The organism is Pseudonocardia alaniniphila (assembly GCF_022524485.1).
Lineage (GTDB): Bacteria > Actinomycetota > Actinomycetes > Mycobacteriales > Pseudonocardiaceae > Pseudonocardia > Pseudonocardia alaniniphila.
Map to the genome: position 1 here is coordinate 152162 of NZ_JAKXMK010000012.1, position 26285 is coordinate 178446.

Sequence of the window (26285 nt, forward strand, 5' to 3'; positions counted from 1 at the left end):
GAGGTGGTGATGATGACCGAATTCGAAGTGCAGGGAATACCTGTGTCGAAACTGGCCCTGGATTACGGCACGCCCCTGTTCGTCTACGACGGTGATGTTCTCGTCGAGCAGTACGAAGGTCTGCGTCGGCGGCTGCATCCGAAGCTGGAGATGTTCTTCTCGCTCAAGGCCAACCCGAACGTATCGATCTGTGCGCTGTTGCAGTCCATGGGTGCGCGGGCGGAAGTGTCGTCGGCGGCGGAACTCGTCACCGCCATTCGCGCCGGAGTTCTGCCGGAGGACATCGTCTTCGTCGGCCCGGGCAAGAGTGCCGACGAGCTGGCTGCGTGCCTGGACGAGGACATCCTCGCCATCGTCTGTGAGTCGCCGGGCGAGCTGGAGCTGATCGACCAGCTAGCTCGGTTACGCGGCAAGGTCGCGCGCGTGGCGCTGCGGATCAATCCCGCATTCGCCGTCAAAGGGTCCGGCCTCACCATGGGCGGCAAGCCCAGACAGTTCGGCATCGACGAGGCGCAGCTCAACGAACTCGGGAACGCGGCGCGGCGATTCCCCGGTGTCCGGTTGATGGGCGTGCACGTGTACATGGGCACGCGCATCCTCGCTGAGGACGTCGTCATCGAGAACACCAGGCGCGTACTGGATCTGGCTCGGCGGGTGTCGACCCTGTTGGACTTCTCGCTGGAGCTGGTCGACGTCGGCGGTGGTCTCGGGGTGGCGTACTTCGACGGTGAGCGTGACATCGATCCGTCGGTGCTGGCTGCGGGGCTCGAGCCGATCATCGCGGAGTTCGCGGCCGCCAGTCCGCGAACCAGGCTCGCGATGGAGCTCGGCCGGTACCTCACCGCGCGCGCGGGAACGTATGTGGTGCGGGTTCGGTACGTGAAAACGTCACTGGGACAACATTTCGCGATCACCGATGGCGGCACGCACCACCACATGGCGGCGGTGGGCATCGGTTCGTTCGTCAAGCGGAACTTCCCGATGCGACTGCTCGATGGAGCGGATGCTCCGACCGAGAGCTGGACCGTGACCGGGCCGCTGTGCACTCCCAACGACACTCTGGCCAAGGGTGTGGCCTTGCCCCCGCTGCGACCGGGGGATCTCCTGGGTGTGCTGCGCTCCGGCGCCTACGGGCCGACCGCCTCGCCGGTGCTGTTCCTCGGCCACGGGGCTCCTGCGGAAGTCCTGGTCCATTGCGGTCGGCCATATCTGATCCGTGATCGAGATCGTACCGAGGATCTGCTGCGTCCGCAGTATCTGCACGACTTCTCGGCGCTCCGGGTGCCGGATCGTCGGACCGATTCCCCACAACTGAAGGAACTGAAACGATGAACCAGGCCGTGAACCAGGTCGTGATCAGCGACAAGGTCGTCGCCGTCATCGCCGGCATGTTCGAGACCTCGCCCGATCTGCTGGAGTGGGACATGCGACTGGTCGACGATCTCGGGCTCGATTCGACGAGCGCGCTCGAACTGCTCATGCGGATCGAGGACGAGACGGGAATCGAATTCGACGACGACACCCTGGAGCAGCGGCACTTCGAGACCGTGGGCTCGCTCGTCGGGTACACGCTCGACCAACTGAAAGGCTAGGCGGCATGCATCCCGCAACGTCCTCCGCACTCCAGGTTGCCGGCACACCGACCTTGCGGTTGGCGCGCATCGAGCACAGGCGGTTCGGCCGTGGTGAGCCCTACAGTTCCGAGTTCGTGAACTACTTCGCGGACCTGGCCGGGCAATTCGAGAAGCCCTTTCACGAAGAGTACTTCACGGGTGCGGCACCGAACTCATTCACCGACATGATCAGTGAAGTCCTGCCTGCAGTAGTGCACCCGGACGAAGCTTTCGACCTTGCGCTCATCGCGCATTCCACGCCGGACTCCAGGCCGACCCGGCCTGCTTGCTATCTGTCGAACGTCCTCGCTGGAAACCCCTTGTCCTTCGCGTTGTCGGAGCAGGGCGTCACGGCGCCGTTCACTGCGATTCGGGTCACCGGCGAATACGCGCGGGACGCGGCGTTCCGGAGAGCGATGGTGATATCTCTGGACCAGAGCTTTCTGTGGAACGGCGCCGAGGCGCAATTGCCGGAGGGGACGCGGATGCCGGGCCGTGACTCGGCGGTCGTGTTGGTTCTGGCGCGCGACGGTGCGCTCGGTTCGATGTCGGTCCGGAACTTCGCCGATGTGGCGGCCGGAGAGGTGTGCCGACTGGTGGCCGAGCAGTTGCGGGACCTCGCCACATCCTGGACACCGATGACGACGATCGCCGGAGTCGGAGTCGATCCCGAACTCGCCGAGGATTTCCCGATCCGATGGGCGCCCGAAGATCTGCCCTGCACCGGGGTGTGGTCGGAGCTCGCCGACGGCCTCGCGCAGTGGACGACGACCGGGCAGCGGGTGGTGTTGGTCGACTATGACCCGATACTGCGTTACCTGTCGCTCTGCACGGTTGACGTGCCGGGGGCCGAGCCGGGACCGTTGGCAGGGGTGTGACAGCCGATGCGGCAGCACCATGCCGCCAGCAGGTCCCGGCCGTCCCGAAAATATGCACGGCCAAGCACGACGATCACCTGTTAAATTAATTTTCGGCGGCCACGAAACTCTTCGCTGCCAAACGTCGAGAGTTGTTGACAGGGGACTGCGATGACCGAGGTTTCTATCGAGTACGCCCGTGCCGGAATATCTGGCCAATTGGCGTACGCTCTGCTCGTGGAGAACGAGGTTCTGCGGCGGGAACTGGCGATGGTACTGCGCCGCTTCCCTGCCGTGGACGCCATTCATCAGTGCCCGGACTGGGTTGAGGTGGAGCGGCTGCTGAGTTCGGTGAAGATCGATGTCCTGATTCTGACATCCAGCGAAGGGCATCGGCTGCGCGCGTTGGGGTGGCATGACTCGCGACCCAAGGTGCTCATGCTCATCGATGAGGCGCAGGCTGCCGACCCCGGCCCGCTGGCCGATCTCCCGGTGGACGGATTCCTGTTGCGTCAGCAGTTGTCAGCGCGGTCGCTGCACGATGCGTTGCGCCGAATGAGGAGCGGGGAGATCCCGATGCCGACCGTGCTCACGAGGCAGTTGCTCGGCCGGGTCGGCGCCCAGTCCGGGAATCTGCGCCCGGTATCTCTCACAGCCCGGGAGAACGAGACGCTCGAACTGCTCGCCGAAGGATTGAGCAACAAGCAGATCGCGCGCCGGCTCAGGATTTCCGAGCACGGTGTGAAACGTCTGGTGGGTAGTTTGTTGCTGAAGCTCGGCTCGCCGAACCGGACGACGGCCGTCGTCACGGCCATGAAATTCGGAATCATCGACGGCGTGTGACCGGAGGAGATGGTCGTGGTACTCCACCCGCAGACGGAAGCGGTATTGCAGCTGATGACGGCGTCCTACCCCGATATCGGCGCCGGCGTCACCGATGCGGCGGCCGCCCGGCGGGTGCTGAGCCGCGTCAAGCAGCCACCGGCGCCGCAACTGCCGCGGGTGGAAGACCGGGTGATAGCCGGCCCGCCCGATATCCCGGTGCGGATCTACTGGCCGAGTGTTCAGGCCGGGCCGCATCCCGTGATCGTTTACTTTCACGGCGGTGGCTTCGTCCTGTGTGGTCTGGACACCCATGATGGTCTCTGCCGGATTCTGGCCTCCGGTGTTCCGGCGATCGTCATCTCCGTCGATTACCGGCTTTCACCCGAACACAAGTACCCCGCCGCGGTCGCGGACGCCTACCGCGCGGTGTCCTGGACGTACAAGCATGCGGTCTCGCTCGGCGGTGATCCGAGGCGGATCGTTGCGGCGGGCGACAGCGCGGGCGGGAATCTGGCGACGGTGACCTGTCTGCGGATCCGCGACAGCGGCGGTCCGCCGGTCGCGTTCCAGCTACTGCTCTACCCGTGGCTGGACTTCCTGGCCGATCTGCCGTCACGCCGGGAGAACGCCGAGGGCTACTACCTGACCGCGACGCACCTGCGCTGGTTCGAACAGCAGTATCTGAACGAGCCCGTCGAGGCGGCCCATCCGTACGTGTCGCCGCTGCGCGCGGAGAATCTGGCCGATCTGCCACCCGCGATGGTGCTCACCGCGGAATTCGATCCGCTCCGGGACGAGGGCGAAGCCTACGGTTCTCGGCTGGCCGCGGCCGGTGTGCCTGTACAGGTTCACCGAGCCGATGGCCTGTTCCACTGCTTTCTCGCCATGGTGGACTTCCTGCCGGGCGCCCGGGAGGCGGCTGAGACCGTATGCGCGGCAGTGCGTTCGGCGGTCGGCCCGCACCTGCACGACTAGCGAGTTTTGTGTAGCTGGAGCACCGTCGTGCGGTGCTCCGCAGCCGAATCCGGTGCCGGCATCAGCAGTCCCCACCGGCTGGCCAGAGCGACAGCCTCGTGCCGGTTGCGCACACCCATGCGGGCATAGAGGTCGGCGAGCCGACGGAAGATCTCACGCTGCGAATACCCCTCGTTGCGGGCGAGGCGCACGACCGAAGTGCCCCGGGCGATCGCGCGCAGCCACCGAACCTCGTCGTCGCGAAGGGTCCCGCCCTCGGGACGTTCGACAGAGGACTCCGCCAGCGCCCGCACGATCGGAGTCGGGAGCAGGGTCTGTCCGGCGATGGCCGCACGCAGCACCGCGACGATGTCGTCGGGCTTGGAATCCCACAGCACTCCGGCATGGGCACCGGCTCGCAGCGCGCCGTGGAAGTCCGCGATCGCCGGCGAAACCAGAACCGCCACCACGATCAGGTCCGGGAAGTCCGCCACAAGCTCGCGGATGGTGTGCATGTCCGCTGTATGGACGGTCACCACAGCGGCATCGATTCGGTCGTAGGGCATCCGGAGATCCGGTGGCTCGGGCTCGGCGACCGCGAAACCGCCTTGTTCGAGTACGGCCGTCAGCCCGGCGCGGAAGGTCGGAATGCGATCGACGACTGCTACCGTCCCAGTCACAACTCGTCTGCCTTCGTGGATATCGGTCGCCGAGGCGAGCGTCGGGGTGTCGGTGCGGTTACCGTCTGTGCGCCAGGCCTGCCGAGTCGCATCGCGACCTGCCTGCCGGCGCGGCGTCAAACACTTCTTCGAATACCCGCGCAAAGCGCCTCGAGCAGTTCCGGCGGCGCGTCGAGGAACCGCTCGTGGTGACCGTCGAACCGCTCGAAGGTGGTGTCGCCGCACATCGACCAACCGGCCATCTGCTCGGGGCGGACCTCGTCGTCGTCGGTCCAGCCGATGGCTGTGATCGGGCAGGTCACCCGGAGGGGTTCGGGCACGATGTATCGCCGGTTCAACTCGACGTCGGCGCGCAACATCGCGAGGCACACGGCCACCAGCTGGGGGTGCGGGTCCTTGCCCTGGGCGCGGATCGTGGACTCCAGCTCCGCGGTCAGGGCGGCGTCGTCCATATCCAGCATTCGCCCGACCGGGCCGTCTTGCGGCGCCACTTGCGAGGATACGTACAGACATGCCGGCGACGGGCCATCCGCGGCCTGGAGCTGCGTGGTCACGTCGTACGCGATCAGCCCTGACCAGCAGTGACCGAAGAACGCGAAGGGGACGTCCAGGTAGCGCCCGAGTCCGTCGATCATGTCGTGGGCCAGTTCACCGAAGGTGTCCGGCATCGATTCGCCGAAGCGGGTCAGTCGTCCCGGCAGTTCGACCGGCAGGAACTCGATGCCGCTCAACCGGTCAGGCCACTTGCCGAACACGCCGGCGCCGTAGCCGGCGTGGGGGAGGCAGAAGACCCGCCCGGCCGCTGCGGGGGACGGCTGCCGGGGAAGCCAGGCGCCCGCGCCGATGACGGTCATGACAGTGCCTCCGACTCGGAAACGGTGGTCCGGGGCGCCATGTCGGTTCGGGCCCGCCATTCGGGGTAGACGACACGGAGCAGCACTCCGGTCATTGCGGTCGTCACCAGTGCCATCACGACCATCAGCGAGTAGAGCCCGGTGTCGATCACGTGCAACTGCAGACCGACGGCCAAGGCGATGAGTTCGGTGAGTCCCCGAGTATTGAGGAGGATCGCGAGCACGGCTGAGTGGCGCGTCCGCGCCCCACTGAGCCGCGCGCCCGCGAACGCGCCGATGCTCTTGCCGCCGATCGCGACGAGCAGGATCAGTCCCAGGTCCAGGAGCGCGGTCCCGTCGACCGTCGACAGGTCGACACTGGTCCCCGCGACCATGAAGAAGATCGGGAGCAGGAGCACCGAGCAGATCCGGCCGACCCACCGCTGCGTCCACGCACGCAACCGCGCACCCTGATCGCGCGGCATGGCCACGCCGAACAGGAAAGCGCCGAAGATCAGGTGCAGGCCCATCCACTGGGTCGCCTCCGCGGACAGCCACAATCCGGCCGCCACGATGACCAGGACCCCGGCCGCGCCGACCCGACAGGAGACCGGGCGCTTCGTCCAGCCGGCCGTCTCCGCCCGCGCGGCCAGCCGGACCAGCAGCGGCCGAACCACGAGCAGCAAAACGGCGGCGTACGGCACGACCAGCAGTACCTGCCACAGGCCCCCGACCGCGCCGGCCAGCGCGGTGACCACGGCCAGCAGCGACCAGGCCAGGATGTCGTCGATGGATGCGCAGGCCAGTGCCAGCGCGCCGATCGGTGTCGCGAGCAGGCCCCGGTCGGTCAGAATCCGGGCCAGGACCGGGAAGGCGGTGATCGCCATCGCCGTTCCCAGGAACAGGACGAACGCCGGTTGCTTGGTGCTGGGATGGTGGCCGAGCAGGTAGAACGCCAGCACCGTGCCCAGCGCGAACGGCAGGAAGATCGCGCAGAGCGCCACGCCGGAGGCGATGCGGCTTTGGCCGCGCAGCAGGTTCCGATCGAGCTCGACACCGACGAGGAACATGAAGACGGCGACGCCCACGTTGGCGAGCATGGTCAGCGATGGCTGGACCTCGGCCGGGAACAGTGCATGGGTGAGCGCCCCGCCGAACAGGGTGGGTCCCAACAGGATGCCGCCGAGAATCTCGCCGATCACGGGCGGCTGGCCCAGCCGTCGAGCCAGTAGCCCGAGTAGCCGCGCCAGGCCCGCGATCACGACCAGATCCAGTGACAGGACCGCGGCCGTGTGGGCGGTCACCTGGTCATCCGTTCGAGCTGTGGTGTTTGATCGTCGTAGACCCCGTCGCGAAGTATCGCCGTGCCGAGCACCTGGACCCGTTCCCCGGAGTCACGCAACTCGAGCCGGCCGCCGCGTTCGGACAACTGCACCGCCGTGAGCCGTTCCTTGCCCAGGCGCCGGCCCCAGTACGGGATGAGCTTGCAGTGCGCGGTGACACATACCTGGTCCTCGTTCACCCCGAGGGCCGGGAAGAACGTCCTGGAGACGAAGTCCACCCCGTCGTCGCCGCGTGCGGTCACGATGTGGCCGCGGAAAGGCTGTGCGGCCAGCGCCGCGAAGTCAGGGCACAGGGACCCCACCGCTGTCGGCGACTCGACCTCGATCAGGACGTCGTCGCCCGACACCGCGCAGGACACGGCATCCGTGCGGAGTGCGTCGAGCAGGCCGGGCGGTGGGGCGCAGTCGGTCAGCGCCGAGGTGGGCAGGTCGATGGCGATCAGATCCTCGAGCTGCTCTGCGTGCAGCACGCCGTTGGCGGAGACGAAGGTCAGCCGGGTCTCGTCGTTGTCGGCGAACAGGACCCGTGCACTGGCCACCGTCGCGTGCCCGCACAGGTTGATCTCCTTGTACGGGGTGAACCAGCGCACCCGGTACTCCCCGGCGCGGGTCGGTACCACGAAGGCCGTTGTCGGCAGCCCGATTCGGTGCGCGGTCTGCTGCATCTCGGTGCCGGAGGGAAACTCCGGGGTCTGGATGACCGCGGCCGGGTTTCCCGCGCTCTGTGCGTCGGCGAAGGTGTCAACGATGTGATGGCGCATTGCCGCGGTCCTCCTCCCGGGTGGACAGGCTTCGGAACATCAGATCTATGGCCGCGCCCATGCCCCAGACCTCCCGGTACGGCGGTCCTTCCGGCCCCGTGTCGATGTCGCGCTGGCGCGCGTAGGCGACCGTGGTCCACTCCGGTGTGGAGGGATACCGGTGGTGGTAGTCGTGGTTCGGCAGGTCTCCGACCACGACCAGCAGCCGGGAGGGCACGTGATAGCAGAGGGTGGCCGCCACCCACCGCAGCCCCGCCAGCGGCCCGTCGCCGCGGGCCGGAACGGCTGACCCGCAGAACCGGGCGGCGGTATTGGCCGCTGTGTAGAACCGATGGCCCAGTTCGGGGTCGCGCGGCGCCAGCCACTCGTGTTCGCCCATCCGATCCAGCAGCGCGCTGAGCTGCGCGAACAGAATGACCGGCACGACGAATGCCAGCGGCAGCACCAGCCAGCCGTTCGGCAGCCAGAACGGCAGCGACAGCCACCAGCCGATCCACACGGTGAACGCGATCAGGCGTACGGGCCCACCCTTGAGGTTGCTGACGAGCCGGCCGGCGAAACCGTTCCAGTAGAAGACCGGCGACAGGAACACCACCCAGGCGCGCCGCCACAGGGCGGCCCTGCTGAGTCCCGGCCGGAAGCCGAGGGCTTGCAGGGACTGGAACGGCGGGTCGGCCTCGGTGGCGAAGATCTCCCGGCGGTGATGGTTGTCGAAATGCTCCTCCTTGAAGTCCCGGAAGGTGTGGAACACCGACAGCACCGTGACGACCTCACCCCAGAACGCGTCCCATCGCTTGCTGCCGGAGAACCGCCGATGCAGCGCCTGGTGGGCGATGACCAGAACCATGAGCCGCTCCCCGTGCACGGTGAGCAGCCAGCCCACCAGCAGCACGAGGTACCACTGCGGGAACATCAATGTCAGGGCGAGCGTGGACACGGTCAGGCCGACGAGGAATACGGTGAGTGTCATGGCCAGGTAGGTGGACCAGGTATGCCGGATGAGTGGTTTCTGCCCCGGCAGCGCCCGGCCGGTCTGCCAGGTCCAGAAGTGCTGTGTCCAACCGGGAAAACGCAGGTAGCTGGCCCGTACATCGTCCATGACACGCACCTCGATCAGACGCCGACGCCGACGCCGGTCTCTGTGGTGAGCCGGTCGAAGAACGCCGTCCAGAGCTCCCACATCTCATCGGCGGAGCGCAGAACGATGTCTTCCTGCTCGGCGCTCATCCCGGTCAGCAGTGCGTGGTTGGCCTGGTCGACGTGATCGGGTTCCTGTTGCACGTGGATGGTGACCCACGCGTTGTCGGTGACGCCGGTGGCGTGCTCGACGGCCTTGCCGATGCTGGACACCATGAGCAGGTCGGTGTTCTCGGTGGCGAAGATGAATCCGAGCGCGCTCTCCGGCGCCTCCGAGGCCCGGCGATAGCCATCGACCAACGCGGCGGTCTGCGAGTACGGCGCGGTCCCGGTGACCCGCTCGGCATCGAATCCGCATTTGCGCATCGAGTCGACGTAGATCACCTCGTGCGCCCTGGCTGCCTTGCCACCGCCCGTCTCCTGGTTCAGGATCCGGGTGATCGCGCTCTTGGCGGCGATATCCGGCAGGACGGATACGCAACGGGCGAGGAACGTCGGGAAGTAGTGCAGTGGGTGCCACCACTGCTCGATGAGGATGACGGCCTGTTCCTGGGTGAGTTCGGCGCTGTCGACGCCCGTGAAGAACGGGTGCTCGCGGAAGCGCTGGTACACCGGGCTGGCGTCGAGCCGGTCGCCCACCGTTAGCGTTGTAGTCATTCTTCTCCTACTCCTTGCCGTCGGATCGATTGAGGGTGAAGTAGCTCAGCAGTTCGAGAGCGTGTGGCAACACGGCCGGATCCTTGCTGGCTCGGGCGAGAGCGGTGATGGTGTCCCAGGCGAAGTCCTCGCCGCCGTCCCAACGGAAGTGCGTCTTGATGACGATGCTGAAGACCTCTCCGAAGTTGTCCATCGTCAACAGGTCCGCCAATCGCATCAGCTCCGCGCGGCGGGAGTCGGGCAGCGGCGGCCGCGCCACCCGTGACCGGGCCGGGATCCGGTCGTCGGTCTCGACCTGCGCCACGTTCACCAGCGGTCCGGTGCCCGCCCGATCGGCGAAGTCGAGCATGAGATGTATGCGCGGTGTGCGGGTCAACGACACCACAGAATGGATCTGCGCCGCGTCGAAGAACCAGACCTCGCCCTTCCGCATCCGGTACACGACGTTGTCCGCGCTGAAGAAACAGCTGTCGTGCGTGACGAGCGGAATGTGCATCCGATGAGCCGGTTTCGCATCCTCGGGCACGTCGGCCAGCTCGAGGTAGTCGCGATGCGGCATGATCACGCTGTCCGAGACCTCGACCAGCCGGACGAACTGCAGCCGGTCCAGATCGGCCAGATCTGAGATGAGCTCCTGGAGATAGGGGAGCTTGGTTCCGTACTCGGTGAACGCCGGCCGCTGGTCGTAGGTGTATTCGGTGACCAGGCCGCTCCCGACGTCCCCGCCGGCGGCCCAGAGTATGGCGTTCTTCCAGGGGCCGCCGATGAGGTAGTTGCTGTACGCCTCGGAGTAACGGAACGACTCCGCCTGTGCGAGGTCCTGCGCCAGTCGCTCCTCATCGAGCGGAATGTCCGCCACGTATTGAGTCCTCATCCGACCACGCTTCCCTTCTCCACGGGGGTGAACGGCTCGCCCCAGGCGTTCTCGTGCGCCATTCGGTTGAGCCCGTACCTGTCTTCCCCTGCCACGAGGACACTGCCGTGCCGGTCGAGTTCGAAGTGGTGGCCGAACTCGTCGAACTCGGTCATCCCGCCGTAGACCCGGACATGGGTGGGCACCACGCGGATGGCGAAACCCATACGTTGGCGGCGGCTGACATTCGGAGCGGAGCCATGGATGCAGCGCGCGGTGAAGATGAAAAACTGGCCGGGCCGCATCTCCAGGTACCGAACGTCCTCCTGCTCCGGATCCCAGTTCTTGTCGATCTTGATGTCGTCATAGTTGTAGCCGAAGAACGAGTTGTTCTTGGCGGCATTGTTCCACTTCATCGGCGCGTGCTCGTCGTAGCGCCACTTTCGATGACTGCCGGGAATCACCTTCATGCAGGCGTTTTCCTTCGCCGCCTCGGTGAACGCCACCCAGCAGGTCAGCTCTGTCGGGATGCCCGGCGAATGCTCGGTCGCCTCGAGCATGCCCTGACTGGTCTCGCCGATCGCATAGGTTTCCACCTGATGCCAGCCGGTACCGGCGTCGCCCGGATTCTTCGGGAAGAACTCGGTGCGCCAGCAGAGGATGTCCGGGCCGATGAGTGCCTGCATCCGCCGGACGATCTCCGGTTCGGTGATGAGCCTGCTCAGCCCGGGGATGTCCAGATGCCGGTCGTAGTTCACCGGATTGTCGAAAACCTTGCGTGCGCCGGCCTCCGGATTGAGTAGCGCTTTGCGCTGTTCCTTCCACCACGCAGTCATCTCGTCGGGCTCGAACAGGGTGAACGGCCCGATGTACCCCTGTTCGGCGAATGTCTTCGCGTCGTCCTCAAGATCCATGCTGAGTGCTCCCTTCTGCGCCGACCCGTTCCAGCGCAGCGTCGAGCCGCGCCGCCGCCTCGGCGACGTTTTCTCCCCTGATGAATGTCCAGTGCTCGCCGGTGATCGGAACGACCGTCAGCGGGCCGGTGCACAATCCCCGCATGACGGCTGTCAACCTCGCGCGGAGATCCGGGTCGGCCCCCGCGGCCTCGAAGAGGTGGACCGGCCCGGGATACGGTTCTGGCTCGTACCGCATCGCTGCGTTCATGCAGGCCCGAGCGGTGTCCAGCACCTTGCGCAGATAGGTGCTCGACGTCTTCGCCGTGATAGGCGCGCCCATCAACTGGAGCCAGGTCGGTCCGGGCGTCAGTTCGATCAGTTCGGCGTGGGTAGTGGCCGGGTCGTCCAGTCGAGCCGTCACGGTGTCGAGCATGTCCAGGAACGGGGTCTCCGCCATCGGAAGTCCGGTGATCGGGTCGATGACCGGATTGGCATCGAACAGACCCAGGAATCTCACATCGGCCCCCGCTGCGCGCAGTTGCTGCGCCATCTCGTAGGCCAGGACACCACCGAACGACCAACCGGCCAGCCAGTACGGTCCGTCCGGTTCGACGGTGCGCAGTTGCTCGACGTGGGTCCGCGCGATTTCGGTCAGCGTGCTGCCGAACTTCGGCGGGTCGCCCGTCCAGCCGATCCCGAGCAGCCGGACGGGCGCGGCGGAGGCATGGGCCAGTTCTCGATAGCCCAGCAACTCACCGCCGAGCGGGTGTACGAGGTAGACGCCGCGGCCGGAGGAGCCGGGACGCAGCGTGACGATCTGCGATGACCGGTGCCGCGATCGCGGTGCCGAGGTGGACCCGAGTGCGTCGGCCAGTTCGTCGACCGTGGTGTAGTCCAGCAACAGCGACAGCTCCACCGGCCGACCCAGGACCTGCCCGAGTTCGGCCACCACCCAGGTGGCCAGCAGCGAATCGCCGCCGACGTCGAAGAAGTCGTCGTCGCCTGCGAACTCGTCGTGGCCGAGTACCCGGGCCCAGATATCGGTGATGGTGTCGGTGAGCGATGCTGCGTCCGCGACCGGCGTCTCTTGTCCGGCAGGCAGTTCCAGCTCGGCCAGTGCGCGGCGATCGACCTTGCCCGTCGCGGTCCGAGGCAGTGCCGCCACGTGGACGTACCGCGCCGGAATCATGTAGGCGGGGAGCAGGCCGCGCAGGTGTTCGATGATGTCCCGGTGCGCGACCGGGCCATGGGTCTGCACATATCCGACCAGCACCGAGACGCCGTCGGCGACCTCGCGCAGATCGATTGCGGCCGCGTCGATCCCGGGGTGGCGCAGCAGGGCTTGCTCCACCTCGCCCGGTTCGACGCGGAAGCCGCGAACCTTGAGCTGTCCGTCGGCACGGCCGAGGAACTCGTGGTGGCCGTCGGCGGACACCCGAACCAGATCGCCGGTGCGGTACAGCCGCTCACCGTCGTCGAACGGGCTGGCGATGAACCGTTCCGAGGTCTGGGCGGGGTCCCCCAGATACCCCTGGGCGAGGCCGGTGCCGCCCACGTACAGCTCACCGACGCCACCGTCGGACAGGGTGCGCAGCTGCCCGTCAAGCACCCGGCAGACCACTCCGCCCACCGGCGTGCCGATGCCCGGCATCTCCGGCCACTCGGCCGGGTCGGAGGACAGGGTCAGGCTGGTGACCAGGTGCGCCTCTGTCGGACCGTAGTGGTTGTCCAGCCGGCAGTGGGGCAGGGCGGCGAACAGGTCGCGAATGGCCGGGGTGACGATCAGTCGCTCGCCGGCCGTCACGACGTGTCGAAGCGAGTCCGGGGTCACCTCCCGGCGACCGGCCTCGACGGCCAGTAGCTGCAGGGCGACGTACGGCAGGAACAACCGTTCGATCCGGTGGCGCACGATCGCATCCAGCAATGCGGCGGGGTCGCGGCGCACCTGTTCGGGCGCAACCACCAGGCAACCGCCCGCGGCCAGGGTCGACAGCACCTCCTGAAACGTCACGTCGAAGGAGGTCGCGGTGAACTGCAGCGTCCGCAGCCCGGTTTCACCGCTGGCGAGCTGCCAGGAGATCAGCCGGGACAGGCCGCGATGGGTCATCCCGACGCCCTTGGGAACGCCGGTGGACCCAGAGGTGTGCATCACGTACGCGAGCGCGTCCTCGTTCACCGGTGTCGTGTGGAAAGTCGCCGGGAGCCCAACGGGATCCACGACGGTGATTCCGCTCGGCAGCCGCTGCGCGCCGGCACGGTCGGCGACCGCCACGCCGCAGCCGAGGCGCCGCACCATCGCAGCCGTGCGCGCGTCGGGGGCGGTGATGTCCAGCGGGCAGTAGGCGCCACCGGCGGTGAGCACCGCCAGCATGGCGATCACCGTGTCGGTCGAGCGCTCGAGAAGTACCGCCACGGGGCGCTGTGGACCGGCACCGGCCACGCGCAGCCGTTGCGCCAATGCGTCGACCCGGTCGATCAGTGCGGTGTAGGTCAGCGACTCGCGCTCGTCGACCAACGCCTCTCGGTGCCCGGCGGCTCGGGCCTGCGCACGGATCAGATCGACCGGAAACGCGGTTCTCGGGCCGTCGGCCACCGATGGTGTCACGGTTTCCATGCATCGCCTCCCGATCGGGCCCGCTAGGCCGGCATCTGCTATACGCAGGACTCGACGCTAAGTTCGCGAGATTCGGAAACGGCAGTCACGTGATCAGGTGACGTAGCCCTGCATCGCAGGTCGCCCGCGCGCTGTCCACTGAATGCGGGACAAGATATTTCGAGGTGGGAAGACGAATCTGGAAGCGTCGCTTTGTCCGTCGAGGACCAGGCAGCCCTGCCCCTTGGAGCGTTCATGACATCCGACGCCACCACCGTGACAGCATCGGCATCCGTATCGCCATCCGGGCCGACCGGCCCGCGTCCCGAGGCGAATGGCGATGGGAGCGTGACGTCTCCTCCGGAATGCGCTGGTCCCGTCGCGGTCCCGGCGGACCTGCCCGGCCGGTTGCACCGGTTGGCCGTGGCCGCAGGGGCGGAGGACTTCGTAGCGTTGTCGATCGGCGCGACGGTGTTGGCGCAGCGGCTGTCCCGGCTCGGTTCCACCCGCCGGGTCCGGGTGATCCGAGGGCACCTCGAGGCCATCACGCCGGTGCCCGCCGAGCCGGACGGTAGCTTCCGTGCGGCGTTGCGCGAGGCAGGTGGACTGCGGAATGCAGCGGCGCGGACGGAGAGCGCCGACCAGCGCGTCGACGTCACGATCGTGGTCTCGCAGGACGGTACGTGCTTGTACGCCGAGAATATGATCAACTCGGCCGACGCCCCGTCCGCCCTGTGCTGGGCGCGAACGTTCGTGCAACTGCTCACCGGCTTGGCCTGTGATCCCGACGCGCCGATGTCCACCCTTCCGCTGATCGACGCGGCCGAGCGCGAGCGAATCCTGCACGGCCTGAACCGGTATCAACGGCCCGAGATCCGGCATCGCACGATGGCCGAGCCGTTCGAGGAACAGGCCGAACGCACCCCCGACGCCGTCGCGCTGCTGGACGAGTCCGGCACCGCGGTCGGCTACCGGGAGCTGAACATGCGTGCCAATCGGCTGGCGCACTTCCTGATTCGGCAGGGCGCCGGGCCCGGCACCCGCGTCGGCATCTGCCTGCGGCGCGGTATCCATCAGATCGTCGCCATCTACGCGGCGGTGAAAACGGGCGCCACCTACGTGCCGCTGGACACCGACCTGCCTGATGCCCGCCTGGCCTACATACTCGAGGACACCGCGCCGACGCACATCCTGACCGATGCCGTCTGCCGGGACCGAATCCCCGACGACCCATGGCACCTCGTCGATGTCGAGCGCGAACTCGACGGCTGTGCCGCCACCAATCCGATCGTCGCCGCCTCACCGGCGGGGCTGCTCCACATCTTGTACACCTCGGGCACCACCGGCCGCCCGAAAGGTGTCGCGTACCCGACCGCCGGCGCGCTGGCCAATCTTGCCTACATGCAAGGCAAGTACCCGTTCGAGCCTGACAATTGTGCGCTGTTCAAGACCTCGGCCGCATTCGACGTCTCCATCTGGGAGATCTTCTGGCCGCTCTACCACGGCGCGTGCCTGGTGATCTGTCGGGACGGCGGCCATCGGGACCCGCGCCATCTCGCGCGGCTCGTGGAGAGCCACCCGGTATCGATCATCTTCCTGCCGCCGACCGTGATGAGCCCGTTTCTGGAACAGATCTCGGCCGAGCGGGCCCGCCTGCGCTGGACACTGTGCGGCGGCGAGCCGGTGACACCGCGGATCCGCGACACCTTCTACGCCACACTGCCCGACACCACGCTACTCAACTGCTACGGGCCTACCGAGGCGAACAGCGTCACCGACATGCCGCTGCCGGACGAGCCTGGAGCCCCTGTGCCGCTCGGTCGCCCGGCCGCCAACTTCCGGGTCACGATCTTGGACGAGAACCTCGAACTGGTGCCGGTCGGGATGCCGGGCGAGGCGTACATCGGTGGCGAGATCGGTGTGGCGCAGGCGTACTGGCGCGCACCGGGCCGGACCGCGGAGCGGTTCGTCCCTGATCCTTACGGCCCGCCTGGGTCCCGCATGTACCGCACTGGTGATCTCTGCCGATATCGGATGGACGGAGTACTGGAACACCTCGGCCGGATCGATCGGCAGATCAAGATCCGAGGGTTGCGTATCGAGCCCGGCGAGATCGAGTCGGTGTTGGCCAGCCATCCGGCGGTCGCCGACTGCGCGGTCATCGCCCACGACACCCCGGTTCGGCTGCTCGCCTTCGTGGTTCCCGTCGCCGGGACCGCCGTCGATGATCTCGACCTCACGGCGATCGAGCAGCATGCGGCCCGGTTCCTGCCCGACCACATGCGGCCCAAGCAGATCGTGCCGATGTCACGCATCCTGACGGACGTCAACGGCAAGATCGACAATCGGGCCCTGATCGCGGCGTGGCGGGACCGCGACGACCGCGAACACGGGTTCGTCCCGCCCGCGGACGAACTGGAAGCAGCCGTGGTCGCCATCTATCGCAGGGTCTTGGCGACCGAGTCGGTCAGCGTGCTGGACAACTTCACCCAGCTCGGCGGCAACTCCATGCTGGCGTTCGAGCTGTTCGACGAATGCAAGCAGACGCTGGGTGCCCAGCCGGAGCCGGAGCAGCTCCTCATCGGCACTGTTCGAGAGGTCGCGGCGGCGATACGTCACGCGAGCTGCTTGCCGGACGTGGCCGGCAGCTGAATCGGCTCGACCGCACTCGTCACCGTCGCACTCGACGGATCCTGCCGAACGGTCGTGGTGCGGGCGAGCCCGGTCGGCTCTTCCGGCTCGACCGGGCAGGCAATCCCGACCTCCGGCACCGCCCGTGTTGTGCTGGTGCCGTCGTTACTCGAAAGGACGCACGAGTGCATATGCCCGAATGGGAAACGTCCCCATGCCGGCGACGGCGATCGGCGCACCATGGAACCGGAAGTGTCGATCCGGTAAGCGGTCAAGGCCGGTCATGTGCTCGATGATCGGGACGTCGGCTGCCAGCAGTCCTGTGTGCGCCGGCCGCGAAAGGTCGGCCATGTCGTCGATGTTCACCGAGTCGATGCCGACGACGGCGGGCCGGAGTGCGGAAAGAAACTCGGTCGCTTCCGCCGTGAGATACGGGTGGTTCGGATCGGCGTACGTCACGGTGCCCCAGTGCCGGTCCCAGCCGGTGTGCAGAAGAACCGCCCGGCCAGGGATCAGGTCTCGGTAGGGGGACAGGTCCGCCGTGCCGACGGCGCGGTCTTCGACACGGATCACGACGCCGTCCAGATCCACCAGGCCCGACAACGGAATTCCGGTCAGGTCGGCGCCGTGGCCGAAGCGATGGAACGGCGTGTCCAGGTACGTCCCGGTGTTCGCGACCATCGATATGCGCCCGATCTGGAACTCGGTGCCTGGAGCGTACCGGCCGCGGGAGTCGTCGCGCGACAGATGATCGGTGATCTCCGGGCCGGGCAGCCCCGGATAGGTTGTCATTCCACCTTCGATGACGTGGCTGAGATCGATGACAGCGGTGTCACCGCCCATTGCGCTCGCTGCGGACCGCGTCGGTGATCGTGGTGTGGGTCAGCCACGGGCCGTAGGAGTACTCGCTCATCCACTGATCGAACTCCTCGCGGAAACGCGAGTAGTAGAGCCCGTGCTCGGACCGGAGCCGCAGCACCTGCATCGTGCCCCGTGCCAGGCGTAACCGGACCGTTCCCGTCAATGGTTCGTCCAGCTTCGCCAGGCACTGCGCCAGGCTCTGCGCCAGATGTCCGTACCAACCGCCGTGCACGACCAGGTTCGTCCATTCCTGGGCGAGCGTCGCGCGGACCGAGAACTCCCGCATGCCGAACACCGCGTTGGCCAGCGCACGGTGCGCGGTCGTGATCACCGCTGCCGCGGGCGCCTCGCGCACCTCGTGGTTCTTCACGCCGAACGGGAGGTCCTCCAGACCGGAGAAGCGCCCGATACCGTGCAGGCCACCCAGTCCGTTCAGCTCCGACACCAGGTCGCCCAGCGCCGTCGGCTGACCATCCATCTCCGATGGCAGGCCGCGCTGGAAGGAGATGTCGATCTCGACGCCACCGTCGGGGCAATCGTCGATATCGCGGGTCAAGGTGAAGACGGTCTCGTCGAGTATGTCCTCCGGATTCTCCAGGGGCCCGGACTCGATCACGCGTGCCCAAGGATTCGCGTCCACGCTGTAGATACCCGTCTCGAAGGTGATGCCGGCCTCGCTGAGCATCTCCACCTTCACGTCGCGCGGAACCTGAGACCCCAGGAATGGCGCGGCAATGACGATATCCCGGTCGAGAGCGGCGATCGACGCGCTGAGTCGCAGCGAGCTGTTCTGCGTGTACGTGGCCGTATGCGCCACGGCGTCGCAGCCGAGCTGTCGGGCGGCATCCACCGCGACCTTGGCCATGAGCGGCCGGGTCAGGGTCGAGCCCACCGGAAACTGGCCTTGATAGTAGGCGTCCGCATGGATCGCCGCCGGCAGAAAGTCGGTGAAGAACTCACGGGAGGCGTCGACGGTGTGCAGGCTCGCCCCGAACTTGGCCGCGCGCCACTTCGCGACGTCAGAATCGACCTCACCGGCATCGCCGAAGCGGACCTGGAGTGCCGACACCTCGATACTCCGGTGCGCCAGCCACTGCAGCAGATAGGTGCCGTCCACGCCACCCGAGTACAGCAGCAGCACGTGCCGCGGGGCGCAGCTTTCCAACTCGTCGAGCGAACTGACGAAAGGAAGCATCGGTCCTCCTGTCGGAAGTGATCGTGATGTGTTTCTCGTCATCTGCCGAGATCCCTGCCCATCCGTCGCACGGAGAACGCGAGCCCGGCCACGGTCATGAGGAGGAGGTAGCCGATGGGCACGACCAGGGCGATCCCGTAGTCGTCGATCGTCAGCGCGCGAAGGAGTGCGATCGCTTGGTACAACGGACTGAGCTGAACTATCACCTGCAGCCACGACGGGTATTGTTGAATCGGAAAGAACGTGCCCGAGAACAAGAAGAGCACTGTTTGTGCCACGGTGATGATGTCGAAGTCCTGCCATCCGCGCAGCAGGGTGCTGAGCCCGATCCCCACGGCAGCGAAGGCCGCAATCACCAGGATGGTCGCCACGAACGCGACGAGGGCGTTGCCGATGCCGATGACGCCGGCCGCCACCATGACCGCCACGAAAATGGCGCTGAGCATCGAGACCCGAATGATCTCCCAGAGCCAGTCCGCGACGACGACTTCGGCTGGGCTGACCGCGGCGGTCGATATCATTCGAAACATGCCGAGGTGTCGATGCCGGGTATAGAAACTGAATATTGATGCCGAGATCGCACCAGACATACAGGATACCGCGAGCATGGCGGGGGCCACGAACTGGATGTAGCTCAGCTGATGGCTGTCGACCGGGATCGTGCTGTCGATGAGGCTGCCGACCCCGAGGCCCATGGCCAGCAGATACAGGACCGGTTCGGTGACCGCGGTCAGCCAGATGACGCCCAGCAGCGTCAGAGCTTCCCTGGTGCGGAAGCTGTAGGTGAAGAAGTATTCCAGTACTGCACGGATGCGTGTCGCCGAAACGGGAGAGGCGGCCCGGATCGGAGTCGAGACGTCAGTGGTGACCATGGCTCCAGAATCAATCCGTGAGGCGCCGTCGATAGGCGAGGTTCGCCAGGAACCAACCGGCAACTATCCAGGCCAGGAGGTAGGCGAAATGCAATGTGACCGTCATCGGTGCGGCTGTCCCGAACGCGAAGTCTCGCATCAGATCGACGGCGTGCGTCAGCGGTGAGAGATACGAAATCGGTTGAATGAACGCCGGGAGTTGACTGATTGGAAACAGCACTCCGGAGAACAGTGTGGCAGGCAGAATGACGAATCGGGCCAGTACCAGGAACCAGTCCTGGTCATTGATCGCCGCCGAGAACGCCGTTGTCGGCGTCGCGATGGCGAGGGAGACCGCACCGCAGACGAAGGGCGCGGAGATGGCCAGTCCCGGCGAAAGAGCGCCGGCCAGGAACGTGACGATCAGGAAGGCACCGACGGCCAACTCGGTCGCGATGAGGACATAGATCAACCATCCCCGGATCATGTCCTGTATGCGGACCGGCGTCGAGCGCATGGCCTTGATTCCGCCCACCCATTCGAACTCGCTCAACACGCCGTACGTCGACTCGTTGGCGCCGGTCTGAAAGGCTGTCGATGCGATCAGTCCCGGTGCTATCCATTGCAGATAGTCATGCCCGTCGATCTCATGGATGTAGCCGCCGACGCCCAGTCCTATGCTGCTGAGGAACAGGATCGGAAGTATGAAGAGTGAGAACGCGGACGCCCGCCACAGCCTTTGATAGAGGAGCACGTGGCGTTCGAGGACAGTGATGGTTGGATTTGCCATGGTTACTCCGCCAGCGTCCGTCCCGTCAGGCGCAGGAACACGTCCTCCAATGTGCTTCTGCGAATTGTCAAGCGCGTCGGCCACAGTCCGCGGCGGTGCACCTCTTTCGCCGCTTCCTCGCCGTTGGCCACGTAGAGGACGATGCGGTCGGCCAGCACGTCGAGCTGCTCGCTGATCGCGTGCAACGGAGCGGCCGTCTCGTCGGTCGGCGCGTCGGAGAACCACAGCTCGACGACTTCCTGGCTGACGTTCTCCTTGATCAGCATCTGTGGTGTTCCCTCGGCCACGATGTGGCCGTGATCCATGATGACGATCCGGTCGCAGAGTTGCTCCGCTTCCTCCATGTAATGAGTGGTCACGACCAGTGTCGTGCGCCTCTTCTTGAGTTCGAGCAGGCGCTGCCACACCACATGCCGCATCTGTGGGTCCAGGCCCGTGGTCGGTTCGTCCAGGAACACCATTTCGGGGGAGTTGACCAAGGCGCGGGCGATCGCCAGCCGCCGTTGCATGCCACCCGACAGTTCGCCGGCCTTGCTCCGGGCCTTCTGTTCCAGCTGGGCGAACTGCAACATCTCCGATGCGCGCTGCCGGCACTCGGGCCTGGAGAATCCGAAATATCGAGCGTATGTGGTGAGGTTCTCGACCACCTTGATATCCAGATCCAGATTGTTTTCCTGATGTACGATGCCCAGCTGGGCGCGGATCCTGGCCGCCTCTCGGCGAGGGTCACGCCCCAGCACGGTCAACGCTCCGCTCGTCGGCTGCGAGATGCAGCTCAGCATCCGCATCGTGGAGGATTTTCCGGCGCCGTTCGGTCCGAGGAGCCCGAAACACTCGCCCGAATAGACGTCGATGTCGACTGCGTCGACGGCGGCAAACTCCCCGAAACGTTTGGTTAACTTCCGGCCGAGGACGGCTATGTCGTCGAGCGGTGGCCCGAACTCCGTTTCCAAGTCACGGCCTCCCTGTTGATCGTGCGGAATCGTCGTCATGGAACCCCGACGTAGGGTAGGGGGCGCGGCGGCCCGCGGGAAAGTCACGGTAACGGAAAGTCCGAACGAATGGCCATGCCCGAGCGCTTACTTACAGTCGCGAGGGCCTGTCTGGCAAGATTTAACGGCATGTCGGACTCGGTTGATCTCGTCGTCCCAAACATTTCGGAATTCAACCTCCGGAACTTCTCGACGCGCCTGCGCAAGGAGGTCGAGCGTAGTTTCATCGGCAACGGGGACATGTTGTCGGACCAGGCGGTCTTCTGGAGCCTCGCGTCCCGGGTCCTCGTCCTCCCCGACGGCTTCGATGCGGGCTGGTTCGCTGACGTTCATCATGTACTGGGTGTGGAGCGGCCACCGGTGATCAGCCCGGCGCCCCGCACAGGTCGGCTGATAGCAGATCTGCTGGCTGATGAATCGGCACTTGTGCGGTTGCGCGCCGTCCTCGGCGAACGTCGAGTTCGGATCATGTGTTTCGGCGTCAGCCCGGGTGTGTACCAACTGCTGGCCGCGATGGAGGCATGGGGCCTCGATGTCGAACTCGACGGCCCGGCGAAGCAGGACTACTGGTCGAGTCTCTATCTGGACAACAAGCTGAGTTGCCTGGATCTGGCCGGAAGAGTGGCCGGTTTTCGGGTGCCGAGTGGTATCACGGTGACGACGCCGGATGAACTCGAGGGCGCGTTGCGCACCGTGCTTGCCGAGGCTGACCGCGCGATCGTGAAGAGTATGCACGGCATAAGCGGGGACGGATCGATCGTCGTGCATCGGCACGAACTGGACACCGTCTGGGGCAACATCTACCACGACAACTTCCTGCACACGTTCCCCGTGTTCGTTCAGCCGTACATCGAGCATGCGAAGGACACGGGTTGCCCTGCCGTGGACATCCGGGTCGTCGACGCCGGCGTCGAGGCCGTCGTGTTGAGCACGATGACCGTCGATGTGAAGCGCTACCTGTCGGTCTCCGTGGGTGAGCGGTTCGTGTCACCCGATGTCGCGGATCGGCTCCGCTCTCTCGGGAATGCGGTTGGTGCGGCTGCTCACGCTCTCGGCTTCCGGGGCTGGTTGTGCGCGGATTGTATCGTCGGTCGCGATCGCGAACTGTACGTTACCGAAATCAATGCTCGACGCAGCGGTGCCATGCACCCCATCGCGCTGCTGGCCCATTGCGACGACGGGTCGCGAGGTCTGGTGGCACACTCCCACGACAGCATTCCCGTGCGATCGGCGGGCGGTCCGATTTCTTACGACGAACACATCCGTCCGCTCTTCGAGGAGCTGTGGTCGCAGGGGGTCACGGCCGTGCCGACCGCGGTACGCGGGCTGAGTCGGCCGATGCCGATTTTCGCCGCGGCGGCGGTGGCCGAGACCCCGGAGTCGGCTCGGGCGATCATCACCGATATCCAGTCGATGACGTGCGGTGAGCGATTGCTCCGACACTACGATGTCTGTCGTTGATCCGCCGAATACGACCGGTATGGATGCGAATAGCCGAGTCGTCGGTTGACAATCGGCGCCCGACTTCGTAGAACGGCAGGGTGACCGAGGCCGCGTCGTTCTACACGCCCCAGAGTCGCTTCACCGATCCGCGGGCGATGGCGTGGTGGTTCGACGGTGTCGGCGCTGATCTGCCCAGCATCCACGCTGCGGCGTGCTCTCTGGTGTTCCACTACACGGCCAACGGCGACATCACCCGTCACGGCTTCGCTGCCGGGCGCATCGGCGAGATCGATGAGCGTTACGCCGACGTCCTGCTCGAGCGGCTTCACGAGTTGGATCCCGCGCCACTGAGCGGTGGTCGCGCGCTGACCGACCGCGTGGTGGGCTGCTGTCGCGACTCCACCCTGCTGTTGGTCGCATTGGCCCGGCATCACGGCATTCCGGCCCGAGCCCGAGTCGGGTTCGCGATGTACCTGGAGCCGGAGTGGGCTCTGGATCACGTGGTCGGCGAGGTGTGGGATCGGAACGAGGGCCGCTGGCGCCTGATCGACGCACAGTTCGCGGAGCACGGTGCGCTCGATGTACTGGACGTGCCGACAGAACTGTTCCTGACCGGACCGCAGGCATGGACGCAGTGCCGCGCCGGCCTGCTTGATCCGGATCGGTTCGTGGTGTCGCCGCATCGACGGGAGCAGTTCCTGCGGAGCTGGCCACAGCTGGCACACAACGTCGTGCAAGACCTCGCGGCGCTGAACAAGCACGAGATGATCCTCTGGGACGTGTGGGGTCTGCTCGATGACGAAACCGTCGACGCCGAGGAGCTCGCCCCGAAGCTCGATGCGCTGGCCGAACTCCTGCAATCACCGGACGTGATGCCGGAGCGGATCATCAGCCTGTTCGCCGAGGCGGACTGGCGAGTGCCGGAAACGGTAGTGAGTTTTTCCCCCGCGGCGCTCGGGCCGGTTCATGTGACCCTGCGCCCGGGCTGATACGCCACCAGCTCGCAGCGTGCCGGCACGCTCATCGCAACGCGGTGCTCCACGGCCGGCGACAGTGCGACGGCGCCACTCGCGGGTGGAGGACCTGCAGCAGTGCGTCCGGCGGCGTGGCCCACCGCCGGTCGAGTCATGCTGCCCGGTCGAGCTCCAGGTCGACCAGCCGCCGGGCCCTGTCGTCGCCCTCGCGTGCGCAACGCATGAGCGTCAGCGGGCCGGCCGGATCCCGCGTCGCATGTTTCGGCGACTCCATGCCGAGAGGGGCAGCTCATAGCATTCAGGCCGCAGACGGAGGGTCTCGGCCGGAGGTGGCGATGGTCTGTTCGTCCGTCCACGTGACGACCGCGAGCGTCGGCCACCTGTTCCCGGCTGACGCTCCGCGCGGACAACGACGTTCACACCAACAGTGACGGCGACCGCATCGGATCGATCTCTCCGGGGCGACGGGCTACCTCGCGGCGTCGGCGGCGCCAACCGTTCCGGGGCGACGTCGTCACGGCGGCTGCGGGCACGGAGTTCGTGTCGCGCACCTTCTTTCCCGCGTTCGGGGACCGGGTGCGCGTCACCGTGCATGCCGAGCTCGCCCGCTCGGCTCCGGTCGCGCCGACTCGGGCGCTCCTGTCCGTCCGCGCGGCAGCTGTTGCGGCGAGGCCGCCGCCTCGAGGGTCGTGACGCCGACGAGCGGGTCCGTGTTCTGCCACTCCGTGCTGCGTCGCAGCACCGGCGAGATCCCTTCGACGCATTTCTGATGTCCCGACGCGCTGTCCGATTCCCGGTGAGGAGCCGCTCATGAACCCCTTCGACGACCCCGACGGCACGTTCCTGGTGCTCGTCAACCGCGAGGACCAGTACTCGCTGTGGCCCGCCCGCATCGCCGTGCCCGACGGCTGGCGCGTGGTGCACGGGGAGGCCGACCGCCAGACGTGCCTGGACTACGTCGAGGGGCACTGGACCGACCTGCGCCCGCTCAGCGCCCGGTGACGGCGACAGCATTGCTATATATAAGGCCCCGTCGCTGACGCCGCGCGCCGGATCTGGCGGCCCGGCGGCCGACGCACCGTCCCGCTGGCGGCGTGATCCGGCCCGGCCTCAGTGGTTTCGCGGATGGAGAGCACTCCTCGATCGCCCAGCGGGCACCGGCTGTCGGGTCAGATCCTCGTCGCTGCCTTTCGTGCCGGAGGAGCGGGAATCTACGGCCCCGAAGCCGCGTTGAACTTGGCGGTGCGGGGGGATTCCCGGGGCTGCCCGGTTGCGGCGAGCGGGGGTTTCCGAGCGGCGAGCGGGCGTGCCCTCTTGCGGCTTACGAGGTGTTCAGGCACCCTGCTCGTACCGGCAGGGCGCCGCTGAGGACCCGTTTTGACCCCCTTCCTGGGGGGCGGGTACTCTGTTGTCTTGCGCTCGACCACGGTCGGGCCGATCTGCGTGCCCTGTGGTCGCCGGTCCCGCACACTCGTGTGAGAACGGCCCGCTGGGTCCGCGGGCCCCCCGGCCCTCGTGAGGTCCCCGATCTCATCGCTTGGTGCCCGGGCAGCAGTACGTCCGATCTTGGGACACGCCCGACCTCGGGGGAGGGCGACCGGGGTAGCCCGGTCTCTTCTCGCCGAGCCGCACCAGCACGTACCACCAGCACAGATAGAGCACATCGACGGGAAGAAGCAGACGGTTCATGCCCACGATCCAGCAGCTGGTCCGCAAGGGCCGTCAGGACAAGGTCGGCAAGACCAAGACCGCAGCGCTCAAGGGAAGCCCCCAGCGCCGCGGGGTGTGCACGCGCGTGTACACCACGACGCCCAAGAAGCCGAACTCCGCGCTGCGCAAGGTCGCGCGCGTGCGGCTCAGCAGCGAGATCGAGGTCACGGCCTACATCCCGGGTGAGGGCCACAACCTCCAGGAGCACTCGATCGTGCTGGTGCGTGGGGGCCGGGTGAAGGACCTGCCCGGCGTTCGCTACAAGATCATCCGTGGTTCGCTCGACACCCAGGGTGTCCGCAACCGCAAGCAGTCCCGCAGCCGTTACGGCGCGAAGAAGGAGAAGAGCTGATGCCCCGGAAGGGTCCTGCTCCCAAGCGGCCGCTGGTCTCCGACCCGGTCTACAACTCGCCGCTGGTCACCCAGCTGGTGAACAAGGTGCTCCAGGACGGCAAGCGTTCGCTTGCCGAGCGCATCGTCTACGCCGCGCTGGAGGGCACCCGGGAGAAGACCGGTACCGACCCGGTCGTCACGCTCAAGCGCGCGCTGGACAACGTGAAGCCGGCTCTCGAGGTGCGCAGCCGCCGTGTCGGTGGCGCCACCTACCAGGTGCCGATCGAGGTGCGGGCCGTCCGGCAGACCACTCTCGGCCTGCGCTGGCTGGTGTCCTACGCGGGGCAGCGCCGCGAGAAGACGATGGTCGATCGGCTGATGAACGAGCTGCTCGACGCGAGCAACGGACTGGGCGCCAGCGTGAAGCGGCGCGAGGACATGCACAAGATGGCGGAGTCGAACCGAGCCTTCGCCCACTACCGCTGGTGACGGGCCGATCGTCC

At 66.6% G+C, this 26285-nt stretch carries 25 protein-coding genes; 11 read left to right on the top strand and 14 right to left on the bottom strand.

The window, feature by feature from the left end:
• Positions 1 to 9: 9 nt before the first annotated feature.
• From MMF94_RS15855 to MMF94_RS15875, 5 genes are all read left to right on the top strand, one after another.
• Positions 10 to 1332: a type III PLP-dependent enzyme gene (locus MMF94_RS15855; RefSeq protein ID WP_241037390.1), complete on the top strand. Its 1323-nt coding sequence runs from the start codon at positions 10 to 12 to the stop codon at positions 1330 to 1332.
• Complete coding sequence (locus tag MMF94_RS15860) at positions 1329 to 1592, top strand: acyl carrier protein (protein ID WP_241037392.1); 264 nt, start codon at positions 1329 to 1331, stop codon at positions 1590 to 1592. The genes MMF94_RS15855 and MMF94_RS15860 overlap by 4 nt, the downstream gene beginning before the upstream one ends.
• 116 nt (positions 1593 to 1708) lie before the next feature.
• A complete protein-coding gene (locus tag MMF94_RS15865; RefSeq protein ID WP_241037394.1) occupies positions 1709 to 2491 on the top strand; it encodes a hypothetical protein in 783 nt (260 codons plus the stop codon).
• Between the two features lie 216 nt (positions 2492 to 2707).
• Positions 2708 to 3313, top strand: coding sequence for a helix-turn-helix transcriptional regulator (locus MMF94_RS15870; RefSeq protein WP_241037395.1), 606 nt, complete (start codon positions 2708 to 2710; stop codon positions 3311 to 3313).
• Between the two features lie 15 nt (positions 3314 to 3328).
• Positions 3329 to 4270, top strand: coding sequence for an alpha/beta hydrolase (locus MMF94_RS15875; RefSeq protein WP_241037397.1), 942 nt, complete (start codon positions 3329 to 3331; stop codon positions 4268 to 4270).
• Here MMF94_RS15875 and MMF94_RS15880 read toward each other — a convergent pair.
• The 9 genes from MMF94_RS15880 to MMF94_RS15920 all read right to left on the bottom strand — a co-directional run bounded on the left by MMF94_RS15880 (position 4267) and on the right by MMF94_RS15920 (position 14023).
• Positions 4267 to 4929, bottom strand: coding sequence for a transcriptional regulator (locus MMF94_RS15880; RefSeq protein ID WP_241037399.1), 663 nt, complete (start codon positions 4927 to 4929; stop codon positions 4267 to 4269). The genes MMF94_RS15875 and MMF94_RS15880 overlap by 4 nt on opposite strands.
• Before the next feature lie 116 nt (positions 4930 to 5045).
• On the bottom strand, positions 5046 to 5783 hold the full coding sequence (locus tag MMF94_RS15885; protein ID WP_241037402.1) for a thioesterase II family protein: 738 nt from the start codon (positions 5781 to 5783) through the stop codon (positions 5046 to 5048).
• Positions 5780 to 7066: a cation:proton antiporter domain-containing protein gene (locus MMF94_RS15890; protein WP_241037404.1), complete on the bottom strand. Its 1287-nt coding sequence runs from the start codon at positions 7064 to 7066 to the stop codon at positions 5780 to 5782. Before MMF94_RS15890 ends, MMF94_RS15885 begins: the two co-directional genes overlap by 4 nt.
• Entirely contained in the window at positions 7063 to 7866 is an 804-nt protein-coding gene (locus MMF94_RS15895; RefSeq protein ID WP_241037406.1) for a PhzF family phenazine biosynthesis protein, read from the bottom strand. Before MMF94_RS15895 ends, MMF94_RS15890 begins: the two co-directional genes overlap by 4 nt.
• Positions 7847 to 8965 carry a fatty acid desaturase gene (locus tag MMF94_RS15900; protein WP_241037408.1) on the bottom strand — a complete coding sequence of 373 codons (1119 nt, stop codon included), beginning with the start codon at positions 8963 to 8965 and terminating at the stop codon, positions 7847 to 7849. Before MMF94_RS15900 ends, MMF94_RS15895 begins: the two co-directional genes overlap by 20 nt.
• 14 nt (positions 8966 to 8979) lie before the next feature.
• The gene (locus tag MMF94_RS15905; protein ID WP_241037410.1) at positions 8980 to 9660 is read right to left on the bottom strand and encodes an iron-containing redox enzyme family protein; all 681 of its coding nucleotides are present in this window, start codon (positions 9658 to 9660) and stop codon (positions 8980 to 8982) included.
• 7 nt (positions 9661 to 9667) lie between these two features.
• Positions 9668 to 10519, bottom strand: a complete 852-nt coding sequence (locus MMF94_RS15910) for an aspartyl/asparaginyl beta-hydroxylase domain-containing protein (protein WP_241037411.1) — start codon at positions 10517 to 10519, stop codon at positions 9668 to 9670.
• 11 nt (positions 10520 to 10530) lie between these two features.
• Entirely contained in the window at positions 10531 to 11427 is an 897-nt protein-coding gene (locus tag MMF94_RS15915) for a chlorinating enzyme (RefSeq protein WP_241037412.1), read from the bottom strand.
• The gene (locus MMF94_RS15920; RefSeq protein WP_241037414.1) at positions 11417 to 14023 is read right to left on the bottom strand and encodes an amino acid adenylation domain-containing protein; all 2607 of its coding nucleotides are present in this window, start codon (positions 14021 to 14023) and stop codon (positions 11417 to 11419) included. The genes MMF94_RS15915 and MMF94_RS15920 overlap by 11 nt, the downstream gene beginning before the upstream one ends.
• Positions 14024 to 14350: 327 nt before the next feature.
• Here MMF94_RS15920 and MMF94_RS15925 point away from each other — a divergent pair, with 327 nt between their 5' ends.
• Positions 14351 to 16654, top strand: a complete 2304-nt coding sequence (locus MMF94_RS15925; protein WP_241037415.1) for a non-ribosomal peptide synthetase — start codon at positions 14351 to 14353, stop codon at positions 16652 to 16654.
• 144 nt (positions 16655 to 16798) lie between these two features.
• On the opposite strand, the gene MMF94_RS15930 is transcribed toward MMF94_RS15925, so the two are convergent.
• The 5 genes from MMF94_RS15930 to MMF94_RS15950 all read right to left on the bottom strand — a co-directional run bounded on the left by MMF94_RS15930 (position 16799) and on the right by MMF94_RS15950 (position 21322).
• Positions 16799 to 17476 carry a cyclase family protein gene (locus tag MMF94_RS15930; protein ID WP_241037418.1) on the bottom strand — a complete coding sequence of 226 codons (678 nt, stop codon included), beginning with the start codon at positions 17474 to 17476 and terminating at the stop codon, positions 16799 to 16801.
• Positions 17466 to 18635, bottom strand: coding sequence for an argininosuccinate synthase domain-containing protein (locus tag MMF94_RS15935; protein WP_241037419.1), 1170 nt, complete (start codon positions 18633 to 18635; stop codon positions 17466 to 17468). The genes MMF94_RS15930 and MMF94_RS15935 overlap by 11 nt, the downstream gene beginning before the upstream one ends.
• Positions 18636 to 18727: 92 nt before the next feature.
• A complete protein-coding gene (locus MMF94_RS15940) occupies positions 18728 to 19561 on the bottom strand; it encodes an ABC transporter permease (protein WP_241037420.1) in 834 nt (277 codons plus the stop codon).
• Between the two features lie 10 nt (positions 19562 to 19571).
• Positions 19572 to 20330, bottom strand: coding sequence for an ABC transporter permease (locus tag MMF94_RS15945; protein ID WP_241037422.1), 759 nt, complete (start codon positions 20328 to 20330; stop codon positions 19572 to 19574).
• Between the two features lie 2 nt (positions 20331 to 20332).
• Positions 20333 to 21322, bottom strand: coding sequence for an ABC transporter ATP-binding protein (locus MMF94_RS15950; RefSeq protein WP_241037424.1), 990 nt, complete (start codon positions 21320 to 21322; stop codon positions 20333 to 20335).
• A gap of 129 nt (positions 21323 to 21451) precedes the next feature.
• On the opposite strand from MMF94_RS15950, the gene MMF94_RS15955 reads away from it, so the two are divergent.
• From MMF94_RS15955 to rpsG, 5 genes are all read left to right on the top strand, one after another.
• Complete coding sequence (locus MMF94_RS15955; RefSeq protein WP_241037427.1) at positions 21452 to 22783, top strand: preATP grasp domain-containing protein; 1332 nt, start codon at positions 21452 to 21454, stop codon at positions 22781 to 22783.
• Positions 22784 to 22863: 80 nt separating this feature from the next.
• On the top strand, positions 22864 to 23754 hold the full coding sequence (locus MMF94_RS15960) for a transglutaminase-like domain-containing protein (protein ID WP_241037429.1): 891 nt from the start codon (positions 22864 to 22866) through the stop codon (positions 23752 to 23754).
• A gap of 795 nt (positions 23755 to 24549) precedes the next feature.
• Entirely contained in the window at positions 24550 to 24741 is a 192-nt protein-coding gene (locus tag MMF94_RS15965; RefSeq protein WP_241037431.1) for an MbtH family protein, read from the top strand.
• A 685-nt stretch (positions 24742 to 25426) separates the two neighbouring features.
• Entirely contained in the window at positions 25427 to 25801 is a 375-nt protein-coding gene (gene rpsL / locus MMF94_RS15970) for a 30S ribosomal protein S12 (protein WP_094926672.1), read from the top strand.
• A complete protein-coding gene (gene rpsG / locus MMF94_RS15975) occupies positions 25801 to 26271 on the top strand; it encodes a 30S ribosomal protein S7 (RefSeq protein ID WP_241037433.1) in 471 nt (156 codons plus the stop codon). The genes rpsL and rpsG overlap by 1 nt, the downstream gene beginning before the upstream one ends.
• Positions 26272 to 26285 lie beyond the last annotated feature (14 nt).

Excerpts from the sequence above, each read along its gene's own strand:
- rpsL (WP_094926672.1), top strand. The coding sequence starts at position 25,427 with ATGCCCACGATCCAGCAGCTGGTCCGCAAGGGCCGTCAGGACAAGGTC.
- MMF94_RS15895 (WP_241037406.1), bottom strand. The coding sequence starts at position 7,866 with ATGCGCCATCACATCGTTGACACCTTCGCCGACGCACAGAGCGCGGGA.
- MMF94_RS15950 (WP_241037424.1), bottom strand. The coding sequence starts at position 21,322 with ATGACGACGATTCCGCACGATCAACAGGGAGGCCGTGACTTGGAAACG.
- MMF94_RS15915 (WP_241037412.1), bottom strand. The coding sequence starts at position 11,427 with ATGGATCTTGAGGACGACGCGAAGACATTCGCCGAACAGGGGTACATC.
- MMF94_RS15900 (WP_241037408.1), bottom strand. The coding sequence starts at position 8,965 with ATGGACGATGTACGGGCCAGCTACCTGCGTTTTCCCGGTTGGACACAG.
- rpsG (WP_241037433.1), top strand. The coding sequence starts at position 25,801 with ATGCCCCGGAAGGGTCCTGCTCCCAAGCGGCCGCTGGTCTCCGACCCG.
- MMF94_RS15905 (WP_241037410.1), bottom strand. The coding sequence starts at position 9,660 with ATGACTACAACGCTAACGGTGGGCGACCGGCTCGACGCCAGCCCGGTG.
- MMF94_RS15860 (WP_241037392.1), top strand. The coding sequence starts at position 1,329 with ATGAACCAGGCCGTGAACCAGGTCGTGATCAGCGACAAGGTCGTCGCC.
- MMF94_RS15965 (WP_241037431.1), top strand. The coding sequence starts at position 24,550 with ATGAACCCCTTCGACGACCCCGACGGCACGTTCCTGGTGCTCGTCAAC.
- MMF94_RS15885 (WP_241037402.1), bottom strand. The coding sequence starts at position 5,783 with ATGACCGTCATCGGCGCGGGCGCCTGGCTTCCCCGGCAGCCGTCCCCC.
- MMF94_RS15920 (WP_241037414.1), bottom strand. The coding sequence starts at position 14,023 with ATGGAAACCGTGACACCATCGGTGGCCGACGGCCCGAGAACCGCGTTT.
- MMF94_RS15855 (WP_241037390.1), top strand. The coding sequence starts at position 10 with ATGATGACCGAATTCGAAGTGCAGGGAATACCTGTGTCGAAACTGGCC.
- MMF94_RS15955 (WP_241037427.1), top strand. The coding sequence starts at position 21,452 with ATGTCGGACTCGGTTGATCTCGTCGTCCCAAACATTTCGGAATTCAAC.
- MMF94_RS15945 (WP_241037422.1), bottom strand. The coding sequence starts at position 20,330 with ATGGCAAATCCAACCATCACTGTCCTCGAACGCCACGTGCTCCTCTAT.
- MMF94_RS15940 (WP_241037420.1), bottom strand. The coding sequence starts at position 19,561 with ATGGTCACCACTGACGTCTCGACTCCGATCCGGGCCGCCTCTCCCGTT.
- MMF94_RS15930 (WP_241037418.1), bottom strand. The coding sequence starts at position 17,476 with ATGGGCGGTGACACCGCTGTCATCGATCTCAGCCACGTCATCGAAGGT.